This window comes from Mycobacterium kyogaense, assembly GCF_036946525.1.
GTDB lineage: Bacteria > Actinomycetota > Actinomycetes > Mycobacteriales > Mycobacteriaceae > Mycobacterium > Mycobacterium kyogaense_A.
The window spans coordinates 1-16,538 of record NZ_JAQIIY010000019.1 but is presented as its reverse complement, the minus strand read 5'-3'; the positions used below and the strand labels follow the sequence as shown (position 1 = coordinate 16,538).

Annotated in this window: 13 protein-coding genes; 7 read left to right on the top strand and 6 right to left on the bottom strand. The window is 67.4% G+C overall.

Annotated elements, in window-relative coordinates; all coding sequences use genetic code 11:
* Nucleotides 1-129: 129 nt before the first annotated feature.
* On the bottom strand, nucleotides 130-3,021 hold the full coding sequence (locus tag PGN37_RS16740; RefSeq protein ID WP_442932946.1) for an MMPL/RND family transporter: 2,892 nt from the start codon (nucleotides 3,019-3,021) through the stop codon (nucleotides 130-132).
* On the bottom strand, nucleotides 3,018-3,464 hold the full coding sequence (locus PGN37_RS16735) for an MmpS family transport accessory protein (RefSeq protein ID WP_335332129.1): 447 nt from the start codon (nucleotides 3,462-3,464) through the stop codon (nucleotides 3,018-3,020). Before PGN37_RS16735 ends, PGN37_RS16740 begins: the two co-directional genes overlap by 4 nt.
* 258 nt (nucleotides 3,465-3,722) lie before the next feature.
* On the opposite strand from PGN37_RS16735, the gene PGN37_RS16730 reads away from it, so the two are divergent.
* The 4 genes from PGN37_RS16730 to PGN37_RS16715 all read left to right on the top strand — a co-directional run bounded on the left by PGN37_RS16730 (nucleotide 3,723) and on the right by PGN37_RS16715 (nucleotide 7,378).
* On the top strand, nucleotides 3,723-4,778 hold the full coding sequence (locus tag PGN37_RS16730; protein WP_335332128.1) for a sodium:calcium antiporter: 1,056 nt from the start codon (nucleotides 3,723-3,725) through the stop codon (nucleotides 4,776-4,778).
* Between the two features lie 33 nt (nucleotides 4,779-4,811).
* Nucleotides 4,812-5,657 (top strand): MOSC domain-containing protein, encoded by an 846-nt coding sequence (locus PGN37_RS16725; protein WP_335332127.1) that lies wholly within the window; start codon nucleotides 4,812-4,814, stop codon nucleotides 5,655-5,657.
* Nucleotides 5,611-6,660 (top strand): alpha/beta fold hydrolase, encoded by a 1,050-nt coding sequence (locus PGN37_RS16720; protein ID WP_335332126.1) that lies wholly within the window; start codon nucleotides 5,611-5,613, stop codon nucleotides 6,658-6,660. Before PGN37_RS16725 ends, PGN37_RS16720 begins: the two co-directional genes overlap by 47 nt.
* A 79-nt stretch (nucleotides 6,661-6,739) precedes the next feature.
* The gene (locus tag PGN37_RS16715) at nucleotides 6,740-7,378 is read left to right on the top strand and encodes a class I SAM-dependent methyltransferase (protein ID WP_335332125.1); all 639 of its coding nucleotides are present in this window, start codon (nucleotides 6,740-6,742) and stop codon (nucleotides 7,376-7,378) included.
* Here the strand turns inward: PGN37_RS16715 and PGN37_RS16710 are convergent.
* Nucleotides 7,370-8,725 carry an NAD(P)/FAD-dependent oxidoreductase gene (locus PGN37_RS16710; protein WP_335332124.1) on the bottom strand — a complete coding sequence of 452 codons (1,356 nt, stop codon included), beginning with the start codon at nucleotides 8,723-8,725 and terminating at the stop codon, nucleotides 7,370-7,372. The genes PGN37_RS16715 and PGN37_RS16710 overlap by 9 nt on opposite strands.
* 84 nt (nucleotides 8,726-8,809) lie before the next feature.
* Here PGN37_RS16710 and PGN37_RS16705 point away from each other — a divergent pair, with 84 nt between their 5' ends.
* Both PGN37_RS16705 and PGN37_RS16700 read left to right on the top strand, forming a co-directional pair.
* Entirely contained in the window at nucleotides 8,810-10,423 is a 1,614-nt protein-coding gene (locus tag PGN37_RS16705) for a sensor domain-containing protein (RefSeq protein ID WP_335332123.1), read from the top strand.
* A 31-nt stretch (nucleotides 10,424-10,454) separates the two neighbouring features.
* Nucleotides 10,455-10,820 (top strand): RNA-binding S4 domain-containing protein, encoded by a 366-nt coding sequence (locus tag PGN37_RS16700; protein WP_335332122.1) that lies wholly within the window; start codon nucleotides 10,455-10,457, stop codon nucleotides 10,818-10,820.
* Nucleotides 10,821-10,905: 85 nt separating this feature from the next.
* On the opposite strand, the gene PGN37_RS16695 is transcribed toward PGN37_RS16700, so the two are convergent.
* From PGN37_RS16695 to PGN37_RS16685, 3 genes are all read right to left on the bottom strand, one after another.
* The gene (locus tag PGN37_RS16695) at nucleotides 10,906-11,124 is read right to left on the bottom strand and encodes a hypothetical protein (RefSeq protein WP_335332121.1); all 219 of its coding nucleotides are present in this window, start codon (nucleotides 11,122-11,124) and stop codon (nucleotides 10,906-10,908) included.
* Nucleotides 11,125-11,165: 41 nt separating this feature from the next.
* Complete coding sequence (locus PGN37_RS16690) at nucleotides 11,166-14,066, bottom strand: bifunctional diguanylate cyclase/phosphodiesterase (protein WP_335332120.1); 2,901 nt, start codon at nucleotides 14,064-14,066, stop codon at nucleotides 11,166-11,168.
* 94 nt (nucleotides 14,067-14,160) lie between these two features.
* The gene (locus PGN37_RS16685) at nucleotides 14,161-15,021 is read right to left on the bottom strand and encodes a universal stress protein (protein ID WP_335332119.1); all 861 of its coding nucleotides are present in this window, start codon (nucleotides 15,019-15,021) and stop codon (nucleotides 14,161-14,163) included.
* An 82-nt stretch (nucleotides 15,022-15,103) separates the two neighbouring features.
* Between PGN37_RS16685 and PGN37_RS16680 the strand changes: the two genes are divergently transcribed.
* On the top strand, nucleotides 15,104-16,538 hold a 1,435-nt coding region (locus PGN37_RS16680; RefSeq protein WP_335332118.1), incomplete at its 3' end, for an APC family permease.

The window sequence follows — 16,538 nt, the reverse complement described above, 5'->3', positions numbered from 1 at the left end:
GAGCCGTCCCGTCCGCAGGCATCACCCACTACGGCCCAGCGTCAGCGACTCCGTCGGCGCCAACTGAGCCTGACTAACTACCCGTCGACAAAGTCGCTCACTGTGGGCACCTCATCAATCGCCCTCCGCTCACTTCGCGTGCTTGACCGCCGGGTCGTCGTCCTCCCACAGGAGTAACTGCCGCACGGCCGCGCGCGACCCGTAGGGCTGCAGCATGGCGCTCGCCGGACGCGGCCGCACCCGCAGCGGCCACCAGAACCAGCGACCCAGCAGAGCGGCCACCGCCGGGGTCATGAACGACCGCACGATCAGGGTGTCGAACAGCAGCCCGAGCGCGATCGTCGTGCCGATCTGACCGAGGATGCGCAGATCGGCGAACAGGAATGACGCCATCGTCGCCGCGAACACGAGCCCGGCCGCCGTCACGACCGACCCGGATCCCGCCATCGCCCGGATGATCCCCGTGTTCAGTCCTGCCCCGATCTCTTCTTTGAAGCGCGAGATGAGCAACAGGTTGTAGTCGGAGCCGACGGCCAGCAGCAGAATGATGGCCAGCGCCAACACGATCCAGTACAGCTGGATGCCCAACAAGTCCTGCCAGATCAGCACCGACAGTCCGAACGACGCGCCCAAGGACAGCGCGACTGTGCCGACGATGACGAACGCCGCGACGATGCTGCGCGTGATGAACACCATCACCAGCAGGATCAGGCACATCGCCGCGATGCCCGCGATCATCAGGTCGTATTTCGCGCCGTCGGCGATGTCCTTGTAGGTGGCCGCGGTGCCGGCGATGAAGATCCGCGAGCCGGCCAGCGGTGTGCCCTTCACGGCTTCGACCGCCGCGTGCCGGATCGAGTCGATGCGCGAAATCCCCTCAGTGGTCGCGGGATCCCCTTCGTGGGTGATGATCATCCGCGCGGCCTTGCCGTCGGGTGAGAGGAAGAGCTTGAGCCCCCGCTGGAATTCAGGGTTGGTGAACGCTTCGGGCGGCAGATAGAACGAGTCGTCGGTCTTCGACGCGTCATACGCCGCGCCGAGCTGCGTCGAATTCTCCAACGCCCGCGAGTTCTGGTCGTTGAGACCCGATTGCGTCGCATAGTTCGTCATCGTCAGATCGCGGTTGGTCTCCTGGTTGCTGATCTGCGGAGGGATCAGGGCCAGCAACTTCGGTTGCAGCGCATCGAGTTTCGCGATGCTCCCGGCGACGTTGGCGAGCTGGTCGGTCAGGTCGTTGATGCCGTCGAGCGCATCGAACAGCGACCGCAGCGCCCAGCAGATCGGGATGTCGTAGCAGTGCGGCTCGAAGTAGAAGTAGTTGCGGATCGGCCGGAAGAAGTCGTCGAAGTTGGCAATTTTGTCCCGCAGATCCTGTGCGGTCGCGACGGTCTGCGCGAATGCCTGGGTCTGCTCATCGGTCACCGCGGCCGACTGTTGTTGCAGCGCATACTGCTGGCGCAACGTGTTGATTCCGTCGTTGATCACGCTGACCTGTTTGAGCAGATCAGCGGTGCGGGCCTGTTGGAACGGCAGCGAGTTGATCTGCGCGGCACTGCTGGCGCTGAGCTGGAACGGGATCGACGTGTGGTCCAGCGGGGTGCCGAGCGGGCGGGTGATCGACTGCACCTGCGCGATGCCGTCGGTGTGGAAGACAGCCTTGGCCACCCGCTCGAGCAGGATCATGTCGGTCGGGTTGCGCAGGTCGTGGTCCGCTTCGACCATCAGCAGTTCTGGCTCCAACCGCGCCTGGGAGAAGTGCCGCTCGGCGGCGGCGTAGCCGACGTTGGCCGGGGAGTCGGCGGGCATGTAGGTGCGGTTGTCGTAGTTGGTCTTGTAGTTCGGCAGCGCCAGCAGACCGATCAGGGCGATCGCCACCGTCGCCACCAGGATCGGGCCGGGCCACCGGACGATCGCGGTTCCGATCCGCCGCCATCCCTGGGTGCTCATCGGCCGGGCCGGCTCGAAGAGCCCGAAATGCCGGCCGATCGATAGCAGGGCAGGCGCCAGCGTCAGCGCGGCCACGACGGCGACCAGCACGCCGATGCCGGCAGGCACCCCGAGGCTCTGGAAGTAGGGCAATCGGGTGAAGGTCAGGCACAGCACCGCACCGGCGATCGTCAACCCCGATCCCAGGATGATGTGCGACGTGCCGTGGTACATCGTGGTGAACGCCGCGATGCGGTCCTGCCCCGCATAGCGGGCCTCGTGGAACCGGCCGAGGATGAAGATCGCATAGTCCGTGCCTGCCGCGATGACGAGCAGGGTCAGCAGGTTCGTCGAGTAGGTGGAGAGCTCGATGATGCCGGCGTTGGCCAGCACCGCGACCACACCGCGGGAGGCGGTCAATTCGATCATCACCGTGAAGATCACGAAGAACACCGTGGTCAGGCGCCGGAAGTAGACCATCAGCATGATCGCGATCACGCCGATCGTGATCAGTGTCGTCTTCAACGTGCCTTGCCGGCCGACTTCGAACTGGTCGGTGATCAGCGGCGCCGGGCCCGTCACGTATGCCTTGACCCCTGGTGGCGCGGGGGTGTTGTTCACGATGTCACGCACGGAATCGACCGACTCGTTGGCCAGGGACTCGCCCTGGTTGCCGGCGAGGAACACCTGCACCAGCGCGGCCTTGCCGTCGGAGCTCTGCGAACCGGCCGCGGTCAGCGGGTCCCCCCAGAAGTTCTGGATGTGCTGGACGTGGGTGGTGTCTTGTTCCAGCTTCGCGACCAAGCCGTCGTAGTAGCGATGCGCGTCGGCGCCCAGCGGTTGGTCGCCTTCCAGCACGATCATCGCCGAGCTGTCGGAGTCGTACTCGCCGAAATCCTTGCCGATGCGCTTGCTGGCCTGCAGCGACGGCGCATCCTTGGGGCTCAGCGACACGTTGTGTGACTCGGCCACGGTTTCCAGCTGGGGCACGAACACGTTGGTGATGACCGCGGTCGCGAGCCAGAACAGCGCGATCAGCACCGAGAATCGCCGGATCAGATCCGGGATCGAGCGCCACGACATCTGGGCGCTCATCCGGACTTGTCCAGGCAGAAGGTGTAGGCGTTCAGCGTGTTCACCTGCTTCTCGTCTTTGACCTCGCCGTCGATCGTGATCCGGCAGCCGATGGCGTCACCGTTGGCCTGGGCGGCGACATTGACGAACACGGCGGGGTCGGTGGTGATGGCGTCGTAGGACCAGGGCAGCGCGACCCCGAGTGCCTTCTGCGGCTGTGCGTGCACGTCGAGGTAGGTGACCGTGGCGGTGGTGCCGGGCGGACCGAAGACGTCGAGAACGACGTGCTTGGGGTTGAAGGGCACGATCTGGCTGTCGGATCCGCTGGGTGTCGCGGTCACGTCCTCCGAGGCGAAGATCCCGTGCAGCCGGTACACCGCGAATCCGGCCACCGCGATCACGACGATCGCGGTGAGCAGCGGCCACCGTCGCCCGAGCCGCCGAGCGAACGAGTTCCGCTGCATGCGTTGGCCTTTCAGGAGCGGCGACGAGGCGCGGACCCTCGGAGAATCGCTAGGGTCACTAATCAACTTCGTTGACGGTACGACACGGGACCGTACTGCACAACATCAGGCCTCGACATCGCCGGCAGCGGCCCGAATCCCAACTGCCCCAGGCTTTCAGGAAGTTGACAGGTTTCTCGTCGACGAACCGGGTACGCGTACCCCACCGTCCAGCCCACCGCCGCGATTCGAGAGGAACAGCCTGTGTCAGGTTGGCCGATGTGGGCCCTGCTGATCGCGTTCGCCGCGGCCGCCGCAGCGATCTGGGTCGCCGGCATCTCGCTGTCGAACCAGACCGATGTGCTGTCCACCCGGCTTCATCTCGGGTCAGCGCTCGGTGGGCTGATCCTGCTGGCGATCGCCACCAACCTCCCCGAGATCGCGATCGTCGCGAGCGCCTCACTCTCCGGCAATCTGGGCGTCGCAGTCGGCAACATCCTCGGCGGTATCGCCATTCAGACCGTGGTCCTCGTGGCACTCGACGCGTTCGGAGTCCGCGGAGCACGGCCGCTGACCTACCGCGCCGCCTCGCTGGTTCTGGTGCTGGAAGCCGCGCTCGTGGTCGCAGTGCTGGCGCTGGTGATCGCCGGGACGCAGCTGCCGGCCACATTGATCGCCTGGCGCGTCACCCCCGCCGCCCTCCTGATCCTCGTGGTCTGGGTGGGTGGACTGCTGTTGCTGCGCCGAGCAGGTGAGTCACTGCCGTGGCACGAATCCGGTCAACCGCCCGACGGTCAGGCCAAACCCCGCGGTCACAGCACCGCAAGTAATGAGAGCGAGGCGACCACACGCGGCGTCAGCACCGCGAAGGCGGCACTCATCTTCGGCCTGGCCGCCGTGGTGACTCTTGTCGCTGGCGTCGTCCTCGAGCGCAGCGGTGATGCGATCGCCGACGGCATAGGTCTGTCGGGCGTCCTGTTCGGCGCGACCGTCCTGGCCGCCGCGACATCACTGCCCGAGCTGTCGACCGGTCTGGCGTCGGTGCGTAACGGGGACTATCAGCTCGCGGTGTCGGACATCTTCGGCGGGAACGCCTTTCTCCCGGTCCTCTTCCTGATGGCCACCCTGCTGTCGGGTGACGCCGTGCTGCCACACGCGGAACGCACCGACATCTACCTCACCGCGCTCGCGATCGTCCTGACGTTGGGCTATGCGGCCGGACTGCTGTTCCGGCCGCAGCGGCGCATCGCCCGGATGGGCATCGACTCGCTGGCAGTGCTGGTCGTCTATGTCGTCGGCGTCGTCGGGTTGTTCGCGATCGCGCACGCCCGCTGATGGCGCTCCTCGACCCGTAGGCTGTCGTAGACCATGACAACGGTTCCCAGCGGCCGGGTGGCCGCGCTGCGCCGCTACCCGGTGAAGTCGATGCTCGGCGAGGAGTGCGCCCGCCTCGAGCTCGGTCCACTCGGTGTCGCCGGCGACCGCCGGTTCGCCTACGTCGACGACGAGACGGGCCGCGTGGCCACGGCGAAGAACCCTCGCCTGTGGCGGCGACTACTGCACTGCGCAGCGAACAGCGGGGACAGCGGTGTCGTGGTCACCCTGCCCGACGGCCGCGCGATACCGGTCGGACAGTCGGCTGATGCGGTGTCGGACGTGGTGGGACGGCGCGTGCACCTGGCCGACGAACGCAGCGCGGGGGCCACCGTCGAACGCTCCGATCCGGTCGACATTCTGACCCACGGCATCGATACCGACATCGAGGCGGAGATCCTCGAGATCGCTCAGGGCACTCCGGGCGGCGCCTTCGTCGACCACTCACCCGTGCACCTCATCACCACCGCCACGCTGGATGCCATCGGGCTCGACCTCGCCGAGGCCGTGCGCTACCGGCCGAACGTCGTGATCGAGACGCCCTCGGGCTTCCGACCGTTCGGGGAGAACGACTGGGTTGGTGCCACCGTCCACATCGGCGGCGTGGAGCTGCGCGCGACACTGCCCACCCCGCGGTGCTCGGTACCCACACTCGAGCACGGATCGCTGCCGCGCTCCGCGCACGCCGTGCGCTACACCCTCGAGCACAACCGCGTCCAGGCGGGCGAATTCGGGGTTCTCCCCTGCGCCGGTCTCTACGCCGAGGTCGTCACCGGCGGAACACTCGGTATCGGTGACGAGGTCCGGATCAGAGGCGATGCAGTTCCTGCGGATCGGTGACCGCCGCCTGGCCTACGAGGTGCGCGGGCCGTCCCGCAGTGCCGAACCGCCGCTGATCGCTCCCGCCTGGTGGGTGAGCCACCTGGAGCTCGACTGGCAGCAGCCGGGAGTGCAGCGATTCTGGACCGGTATCGCCGGCGACCGGACACTGATCCGCTACGACCGCCTCGGCGTCGGTATGTCCGATCGCGATGTGCGCGAGGCCGACCTGACCCTCGAGGCCGAGGTGGCGACGCTGCGGATGCTGTGCGACGAACTGCGGCTGGACCGGGTCTCGCTGCTGGGCGGGTCCTCAGGCAGCGCGACCGCAATCGCTTTCGCCGCAACGTATCCCGAACGCGTGGATCGACTGGTGCTCTACGGCGCGTATGCGAGCGGCGACATGCTCGCCCCACCGGAGGTCGGCCGGGCGATCCTCTCCGCGATCGAGGCCCACTGGGGTCTGGGCGCCCGCGTGCTCAGCGACGTGTTCCTCGGTGGCGCTGACACCGCCGAGCACGATCGATTCGCTCGATCGCAACGCGCCTCGGCCACGGCGAAGACGGCTGCGGCACTGCTCGACATGGTCTATCGGCTCGATGTCCGCGCGCATCTGGCCGGTGTGCGTGCGCCGACGACGGTCGTGCATCGCCGCGACGACCGCGCGGTCCCGTTCCGGCTCGGACGGGAAGTCGCCGCCGCGGTTCCCGGGGCCAGTTTCGTTCCCCTGCAGGGTGATTCACACTTCCCCTGGCACGGTGACATCGACGCGGTGATCCGGGCCTGCCGAACCGGTCTCGCCGATGTCCCTGACGTGACGACTGCGGATGCGTCGCCGTTGTCGGTGCGCGAACGCGATGTCCTGGGATGTGTGGCGCGCGGGCTCAGTGATCGCGAGATCGCCGAACAGCTGGCCATCAGCCCCCACACCGTGCACCGTCACGTCGCCAACATCCGCCACAAACTCGGCTGCCCGTCTCGCAGCGCGGCCGTCGCCGAAGCAACGCGCCGCGGGCTGCTCTGACTCACCGGGACCGGCCATCGGACGACGGTGGCCGATTCGGGCGATGCGGCGCGCGCCTGCTGGCTCCTACATTCGATCCGTGAACCAGGCGTGGTTGCGCGTGATGGCGCTGCTCTACGACCCGTTCCTATGGCTGGGCGAGGTCGCGGGGATGCGTCGACGTCGACGGGCGCTGCTCGCCCAGGCATCCGGGCGGGTGCTCGAGATCGGTGCGGGCACCGGTCTCAACCTGCCCTGCTATCCGGAGACGATCGGCGAGCTGATCCTGGCCGAACCGGAGCCCGGTATGCGGGCCATGCTGGACCGTCGGCTACGCAGTCTCGGCCGAGTGGCCCGGATCGTCGACGCGCCGGCCGAACGTCTCGATCTGCCCGACGCGTCGGTGGACACGGTGGTCTCGACGTTGGTGCTGTGCACCGTCGCCGAGCCCGAGCGTGCGCTGCGCGAGATCGCGCGGCTGCTGGCTCCCGAGGGGCGGTTGCTGTTCATCGAGCACGTGCGGGCGCGATCACGGTGGTTGGCAGCGTGCCAGGATCTGCTGCTGCGGCCATGGCGTGCCTTCGCGGGCGGATGTGTCTGCAACAGAGACACTCTCGAGACGATGGCGGCCTGCGGTCTCGTCCCGGAGGTCGAGCACGCGAGCTGGCGCGGTATGCCGGCGATCGTCGGCCCACTCGTGATCGGGCAGGCCGTGGCGCAGCCAGTTTCCCTACGCTGACTTTTCCGGTCTTGCGTTGTAGCTCTGATGCACCGGCGATTCCCACGTGTAGGGCTCTTCGGGATGGCCGGAACCGCCCAGGATGAAGGTGCGGTCGCTGCGGTTGGCCCGGGCGATCGTCGCCATCCACGTCCCGACGGTGCTGAACCTGTTGCGCACGCCGGTCAGGAACGCGATGTGGATGAAACCCCAGCCCAGCCAGCCCGCGGTGCCCGCCAGTTTCACCGGTCCCGCTTGCAGCAGTGCGTTGCCTCGGCTGATGTAGGCGGCGGAGCCGAGGTCGCGGTAGCGGTAGTTCTTGCGCCGTTTCCCGCTGACATCGCGACGGATGCACGCCGCGGCGTGCAACCCGCCCTGCATGGCGTTCTCCGCCACGCCGGGCAGACCGTCGCGACCCGCGAGGTCACCGATGACGAAGACCTCCCGATGGCCGGGCACCGACAGGTCGGGATCGACGGTGACGCGGCCGGAACGGTCGGTCTGTGCACCGAGAACGTCGGCGGCGTGCCGCACGAACGGCACCGCTTCCACGCCGGCCGTCCACAGCACCGTGCGGGTGGCGTAGTTCTCCTCCGGACCGCCACCTTTCGGGCTCACGGTCACACCGTCGCGCCGGACGTCGGTGACGTGGACGCCGAAGTGCAACTCCACCCCGAGCTTCACCAACGTCTCCTGCGCCCGCCCGGCCAGCGCGGGGGCGAAGCTCTTCAGCACGCGATCGCCGCCGTCGAACAGCAGCACCCGCGCCTCACGCGGCTGGATGCTGTGGAATTCGTTGGCCAACGCGCGGGTCGCCAATTCCCGGATCTGTCCGGCCAATTCGACGCCAGTGGGACCGCCGCCGGCCACGGCGAACGTCAACCACTCGTCCCGTTCCGGCCCCGGCGGCAGCGTCTCGGCGATCTCGAAGGCGGCGAACACCCGCCGCCGGATACTCAGGGCATCGTCGAGCGTTTTCATCCCGGGCGCCCACGCGGCGAACTCCTCGTGACCGAAGTACGACTGACGCATGCCGGCCGCGATCACCAGGTAGTCGTAATCGAGCTCGTAGGTGGTGTCGTCGGGCCGGCGCGCGGTCACCCGTCGCGCGGCGGGGTCCAGGTCGACGGCCTCTCCGAGCAACGTCTGGACATTGGGATGGTGCTGCAGTTCCTCGCGCAGAGATCGGCTGATCTGACCGATGCTGAGAGTGCCCGTGGCGCATTGGTAGAGCAGGGGCTGGAAGACGTGACATGCGGCTCGGTCGAGCAAGGTCACGTCGACGTCGATGCCTTGGAAGCGGCGGGCGCAGAACAAGCCGCCGAAGCCGCCGCCGATGATCACGACCTTGGGACGCGCGTTAGCCATGGCACCGTCGATACCCGTTTCTCATCGGTTGCACCCGCCGACACGCTAGCCTCGATTAGAAGGATCGGGCCGGCGGGGGCGGGTATGTCAGCAGACGATACCGACGCCATCACGGCGCCGGTGGGCAGCGCAGAAGGCGTCGAGCAGCGTTTCCGCGCGCTGTTCGACCTGGCCACCGACGGTATCTGTGTCCACCAGGACGGCGCGATCGTGTTCGCGAACACCACCGCGGTGCGGTGGATGGGGCTGCGGGGACGCAGCGATCTGATCGGCAGGAAGGTGTCGGACTTCCTGTCCGCCGATGTCATGCCGTCCGTGCAGCGTCGGCTCGACGGCCTGCACAACGCGGGTGACAACGCTCCGCCGGCCGAGGTCGCGATGAGCCGGTCGCGTGGCGCGATGCGTGACGTCGAAGCGACGTCGACCCGGATCGACTGGAACGGCCGGCCCGCGATCGTGACCTACTTCCGAGACCTGACCAAGAGCCGGGCGGCGGAGCTGCTGCGCTATCAGGCGGCTCTTCTGGATCACGTCAGCGACGGGGTCATCGGGTTGTCGCCGGCGGGCATGGTCAGCAGCTGGAACGCCGCCGCCGAGAAGATCTACGGCCGTGCCGCTCACGAGGTGCGTGACCGTCCCGTGCGGGACGCGGTGGGCGCCGACGTGGATGCCGAGCGGCTGATCGACACGCTCGGGGTTCTGCACACGACGCATGTCGCCGCCGACGGTTCGCCCCGCTCCATCCGGCTCACCGCGGCGAGAACCGCCTCGGGCTATGTGCTGATCTGCGCCGACATGACCGCTCTGCGCCGGGCCGAGCGACACTTCGAAGCCGTCCTCACCGCGCTCGACGCCGGGGTGGTGGTGTTCGACCCCGACGGTTCAGTCATGTCGACGAACCCGGCGGCGCAGCGCATCCTCGCCGGGATACGACCCGTCGACGCGCCGTTCGCCTCCGATGTCTCCCTGGTCGACGCTCAGGGACGCGCGCTGCCTGTCCTGCAGCAGCCGGTATGGCAGGTCGCGCATTCGGGTGTCCCCCAGGTCGATCGTGTGGTGGGCGTCGATTGCGAGGACGGCAGCAGGGTGTGGCTCTCGATGAGCACCCGGTTGCTCAGTCCCGACGATCGGTTGCGTTCCCCGGTCGTGTCGACGTTCATCGACATCACCGCCCAGAAGGTGGCTCACGAACGCGCCGAGCACGAAGCCGTGCACGACGTGCTCACCGGACTGCTGAACCGCTCGGGGGCCTTCTCACTCATCGCGGCATCCCTGCGCCCGGATGCGGTACGGCGGCTCAGCGCTGTGCTGTTCATCGACCTCGACGACCTCAAGTCCGTCAACGACTCCTTCGGTCACGACGCCGGCGACGCGGTGCTCACCACCGCGTCGGCGCGGATGAAGCACGCGATACGGGACTCCGACGTCATCGCTCGATTGGCCGGCGACGAGTTCGTGGTGTTGCTGCTGCAGCGCATCGAACAGCAGGAACTGGATCAACTCATCGATCGATTGCATTGCGCAGCAACCGATCCCATCTGGTATCACGACGTCGAGATCACGGTCACCGCCAGCATCGGGGTGACGCTCGTCGGACTGAACGACGTGCGGGACGCGCTCGAACTGCTGCGTGCCGCCGACGAGGCGATGTACCACGCGAAAGCCTCCGGCCGCGGCCGCACCCGCTACGCGGTGTGAACCCGCCCGACGATGTTTCATGATGGTCGCCATGGAGGCGACGCGCGTGGACCGTTGGCTGTGGGCGGTCCGGCTGACCAAGACGCGTCCGGACGCCGCGGAAGCCTGCCGCGGGGGTCATGTGCGGGTCAACGACAGGCCCGCCAAGCCCTCCACGATGGTCGGCCCCGGCGACACGGTGCGCGCCCTTGTCGGCGATCGCACCAGGACCGTGGAGGTCGTCAGGGTGATCCAGAAGCGGGTCGGAGCCGCTGACGCGGTGACCTGCTATCTCGACCGCACCCCGCCACCACCTCCGGCCGTCGCGTTACCGGTGGCGATGCGCGACCGCGGCGCCGGACGGCCGACCAAGCGGGACCGCAGGCTGCTGGACAAGTGGCGCGCACAGCAGGGGTGAGAGCGCATCCCTCACGCTCGACTGCTCTCCCACAACGCGAGAAGGGCGCCCGCTGTGGCGGGCGCCCTTTCGTGGTGGTCGTCGATCAGGGGTGGACGGTGGTGTCCACGTGCGGCACGTGTACGTGGGGGAACAGCTGGTCATACCACGGGTAGTAGTCGTTGCTGTATCCATATCCGTGGTGGCCGTAGCCGTATCCGCCGAATCCGAAACCGCTCTGGTCGGCCTGCGCCGGACCGGCGAAACCGATCACTGCGGCGGTCATCGCACCGGCGACCATGCTCATCAACCCGAACTTCTTCATCGCTCTCGCCTCTTCTTGTCTCTGCTGGGCGGTGGTGCCGCCTATGCAGGGTCAAACAGCACTGTGGGCGATTTGATTCCACCGACGTCCGCCTGAGCGCGTCCAAACAGGAAGCCCTGTCCCTGCGGGCAGCCCCACTCGAGAAGGCGATCGCGTTGTTCAGGTCGTTCGATGCCCTCGGCGATGACGGTCATACCGACGCGGGGACCGAGGTCGACGATCGCCCGGGTGAACGTCGCGCACCGGTCTTCGTCGAGCACCCCCTCGATGAACTGCCTGCTGATCTTGATGATGTCGACGGGAAGATCGACGAGCTTCTGCAGGCCGTTGAAGCCCGTGCCGACGTCATCGATCGCGATCTGAACCCCGAGTTCGCGAAGCGACTCCAAGTCGCCGGGAAGGGAACCGGCGATCCGGCCGGCGTGTGTCTCGGTCAGCTCGAGCACGAGCCTGCGCGGGTCGAGGCCGCTCGCTTCGAGTGCGGTGAGGACGTCGCTGCGCAGGTCCCCTCGCTCGATTTGACGGCCTGAGACGTTGACGTGGACGCCCGCCCCGGACCAGGAGCCGGTCCACAACGCGGCCTGGCGAAACGCCTCGTCGAGCACCCGACGGCCTATCGCCGGCATGTACTCCGACGCTTCTGCGACGGTCAGGAACTCACTGGGCAGCAGCAAGCCGCGTCGCGGATGCTGCCACCGCAGCAGCGCCTCTGCCGCAACGCTTTTCCCGTTCTCCAAGGTCACGATGGGCTGAAAGTGCACGGCGAACTCGTCGCGGTCGAGGGCGCGGGACAGTTCGGAGAGAAGCTGCAATTCCTGACGCGGGACAACCTCCTCTGCCGCGTCCACGCCCATGGTGACGCAATCCTTGCCGCTGCGTTTTGCGGAGTACATGAGGTTGTCGGCGCGCTGGAGCAGGGTCTCCCCGCTGCACCCGGCGTCGGAGAGCACCACGCCGACACTGACAGACAGCTGATCATAGGTGCGCCCGACGGCCAGTCGCACCGGTCGACGCAGTTCTGCTCTGATGCGTTCGGCGGCCCGGTGCAACGCTTCCGCGTCGCGCACCTGCGGGCAGAGTACGGCGAACTCGTCGCCACCCAGCCTCGCAGCGGTGGCCGTCGCGTCGATGACCGAGTTCAGCCTCGCGGCAACAGCTTTGAGCACGAGATCGCCCTGAGCGTGACCCCAGGTGTCGTTGACGGTCTTGAATCCGTCGAGATCGAAAAAGATCAGGCCGACCGCGTCCGCCGCGGTCCGCACGGCGGAGGTGAGCGCCAGGTCCACACGTTCCATGAACAGAGCGCGGTTGGCGAGCCCGGTCAACGGGTCATGTGAGGCCAGATGCTTCAGCTTCGCTTCGGAGGCCTTGCGTTCGGTGATGTCGGTGGCCACGCCGATGTATCCGACACACGCGCCGTCGCAGTCGGTCATCTGCGAGATGGCCACACTGACGGGTACGTGGGTGCCGTCACGGCGGAGGTAGGTCCATTCCCGCACGTCGGCGGTCTGCGGGGTGAGGCGCTGGAGGAAGACGTCGTGGGCCGTGGTGATGCCCAGCTCAGCCGCCCTGTCCAGGACTTCTGGCAGGTGATGGAACACGATCGGGGATCGTCCCATCACCTCTGCGGCAGACCAGCCGAGCAGACGTTCGGCCCCCTTGTTGAACACGGTGATTCGCCCGGCCGCGTCGGTGCCGATGATGGCCTGTTCATAGGCCGCCTCCAGAACGCCCGCGAACAGGTCGCGTGCCGCGCGCAACTGCTCCGCATGATGCCGCTCTTCGGTGACGTCACGAAATGCGGCGACGGTGAACGACGTTCGATGGGTCAGCGGGGCGGTGGTGAGCTCGATGATCCGGTTCTGCGCCTCGACGACGAGATCGCGCCGCGCGGCGGACGTCCCGGTGTCGCGCGCGGCGTCCACGACGTCAGCGATGTGGCCCGACGACGCGGCTTGCGAGTTCTTCAGTATCACCTCTCCGTCGGCATCGGTGAGGACGACGCTGTCGTGAATGCTGTCGAGCACGGCGCCCAGCAACTCGGAGGTGCGGTCGGCCGCGTGGCGGGCCGACGAGAGCTCGGCGATCAGCCGGCTGCGAGAGTCGCGGTAGAGCGCCAGCGTCAGGACGATGATGGTCAAGCTGCAGACCATCGCCTGTGCGAGCAGCGCGCGCGTCTCGACATCGGGGACGATCAGCGCGCCGCGGTGCCACAGGGTCGCGCCGACGATCCAGGCACCGGCGAGCACCAGGAACACCGTCGCCGCCGTGGTGCTGTACCGCAGAGCCAGCCAGACCGCGGGCACCAGCACGATGAATGCGATGGGCACTCCGGTGTTCAGCCAGAACGCGTACAGGAACGCGATCACAGCGGTGGCCGTCACGGCAAGAGCTTCGGGGATCGCACTCGCGGTGACACGGGGTCGGGCCCAGGTGATCTCGTGGGCGCGCAGCCATATCGAGACACCCAGCAGAACCGACGCGCCGTTGCGGACGGCGAACAGCGCGAAGGTCTCTCCGAGAGGGGCGCCGTCGACGACCCGGAAATAGCCTGTCGCCAACACGGCCGCCGCACTGGTCCCGAAGACCACGGCCACGACGAGGTGGGCGAAGTCAGCCGGGTCTCGCAGCGCGGCCGCGCGTCCGCCGCGCGTCAAGACCGCCACGGTCACCGCTGCGAGCACCAGGTTCACCACCACGAACCAGGCGGCGAGCACCGTGGATGCGCCGGTGGTCAGGTTGACCGCGAACGTCAGAGTCAGCAGCAGTGCGATGTGCGCGAGCCGATGCGGCCGGCGGCATTGCTGTGTGGCCAGGAGCCAGATGGTCGCCACCGCGGCGGCGGGCCACACCAGTGAGATCTCGTCGCCGCCAAGCCGGGTCGCACGCCCCGCGATGATTGCCACCGTGTAGGCGATCGGGAACGCGACGAGATACGCCATACACCGACCGCGGTCCTCCATCGCCACCCTTTTGCTTGAGCGTCAATAAACAGCATGAGCGCTCGACGATGTTTTCGCCGGTTAATGCGGCGGGTCAGTCCCTGGGCCAGACGATGAGCGGCACGGGCAACGCCCGCAGGATCTTGGTGGCCGATCGGCCGAGGAACAACCGCCGCGGTGCGGCGAGTCGGCTCGAACCCACCAGGGCGACCTCGCTGTCGGAGAACTCGACACCCGCGACGGCGTCTTCGAGGGAATCGCCCCGGCCGATGATGCTGCTCACCGGACAGTCGGCCGGCAGCTGCTGCGCGGCGGCGTCGACTAGGCCGGACGCATGCTCCTCGGCAGCCCGGGCCCACTCGCCACCGTCGCCGTTCGCGTCCTCGTCCAGGGCCACCAATGACATGACGCGCAACGGAACCCGCCACTCGCCTGCCAACCGAACCGCGTTGTCGAACAGCACCTCGTTGCCGGGCCGCAGCCCCACCGCACAGGTGATGCGGGTGACCCCTGGCTGCGCCTGGTACTGCGCCGGCGCGAGTGCGACGGGCACGGGCGAGGCGTGCAGCAGCGCATCGGCGAGACTGCCCAGCCCGAAGCGGCCACTACGCACCCGGTGATAGGTGCCGACCACGATCAGCGCCGCGTCGCCGCGGTCGGGATCGGTGGCCGCGTCGAGCAGGCCCTGGGTGATCGAGTCGGCGCGCTGCACCACACCCTCGGCGGTGACGTCGTCGGGAACGCGGGACAGGCCGTCGCGCAACCACTCCCGACCCTGCTCCTCCAGTTCGGCATTGAAGGCCTGGTCGGGCGAGTAGCGCTGGAATGTGGGCGCGTCGCTGGGCAGCACCGACACCAGATCGAGCGTGGCGCCCGAGGACCGTGCCAGGGTGGCCGCGACGTTGACTCCGTCGACCCCGCGCTGACGCGGACCGTACCCGACGACATACCGCATGGCTGGTCACGCTACAGAGCCGCCGAGGTTGTGGTAAGCCCCGTGAGTACGTTTCTTCCTCGACCGAGATGGCGGTGCCACGATGACTCAGTCAGCCTCCGGCTCATCGGGTTCGCCCGTGCTGGCCCGCACCCTGGGTCTGTGGGCGATCGTCTTCCTCGGCCTGGGGTACATGACCCCGACGGTCGTCTTCGACACGTTCGGCATCGTCTCCGACGAGACCGGCGGTGTGGTGCCGACGGCCTACGTCTTCGCGCTGGTGGTCATGGCGTTCACCGCCATCAGCTACGGCCGCATGACGACGGTCTTCCCCTCCGCCGGTTCGGCGTACACGTACACCTCGGCGACGATCAGCCCCAACTTCGGCTTCCTGATCGGCTGGGCCGCCCTGCTCGACTACCTGCTGCTCCCGCTGGTGAACGCCCTGATCATCCGCAGCTACCTGTACTCGTTCTTCCCCGACGCACCCCAGTGGCTCTTCGTCGTCGTCTACGTCGCCGCGATCACCGGGATGTGTCTGTTCAGCATGACCAACACCTCCCGGGTCAACATGCTGCTGGTGGTGTTCGAGGTCGTGTTGATCGGCGTGTTCTTGATCCTGGCCGCCAAGTCACTGATGGACGGGATGGGCAACGGGACGTTGTTCTCGACGGAGCCTCTGTGGCACGAGGGCGTGCATCTGGACCTGGTGATCACGGGAGCGACGATCGTGGCGTTCTCGTTCATCGGGTTCGACGCGATCACGATGTACACCGAAGAAGCCAAGGACGCCTCGACGGTGCCGAAGGCGATCCTGTTCGCTCTGCTCATCGGCGGCGCCATCTTCTTCGTCGCCGCCTTCTTCACCCAGTCGCTGTTCCCGGACGTGTCGAATTTCAGCCAGGAGTCCCTGGAGAACAGCGCGCTGCCGGAGGTGGCGTTCAACGTCGGCGGGCATCTGTTCAAGATCCTGCTGACCGCGGCCCGCCTTCGCCGCCACGGTGGCGTCGAGCCTCGCGTCGCACGCATCGGTGTCGCGTTTGCTGTTCGTGATGGGACGCAACGGTCGCGGACCGGTCGGTCGGTTCTTCGGCTACCTGCACCCCAGCTTCCAGACCCCGTCCTACGCGATCGTTTTCGTGGGCCTGGTGTCATTGCTGGCGATCGCGTTCAACCTGGATTTCGTCGCCTCGCTGATCAACTTCGGTGCGCTGATCGCGTTCACGATGGTGAATCTGACCGTCATCATCTACTTCGCGTATCGCCGCCGCGAGGTCAGCGGGGCGGGACAGATCTTCCGCAACATCGTGCTGCCCGGCATCGGAGTCGCGGCCACCGTGTTGCTGTGGCTCTACCTGTCGCCCGAGTCCACCCGGTACGGAATCATCTGGTTCGCCATCGGAATCGTTGTGCTGCTGTGGCTTACGCGATTGTTCCGCCGCCCGCTGTCGGTCAACATGGGCGAGGCGATTCCCGACGCCGACGAACTCGACACGCCCCCGAAGACGGCGACCTAGACTGGCGGCGCATGGCCCTAA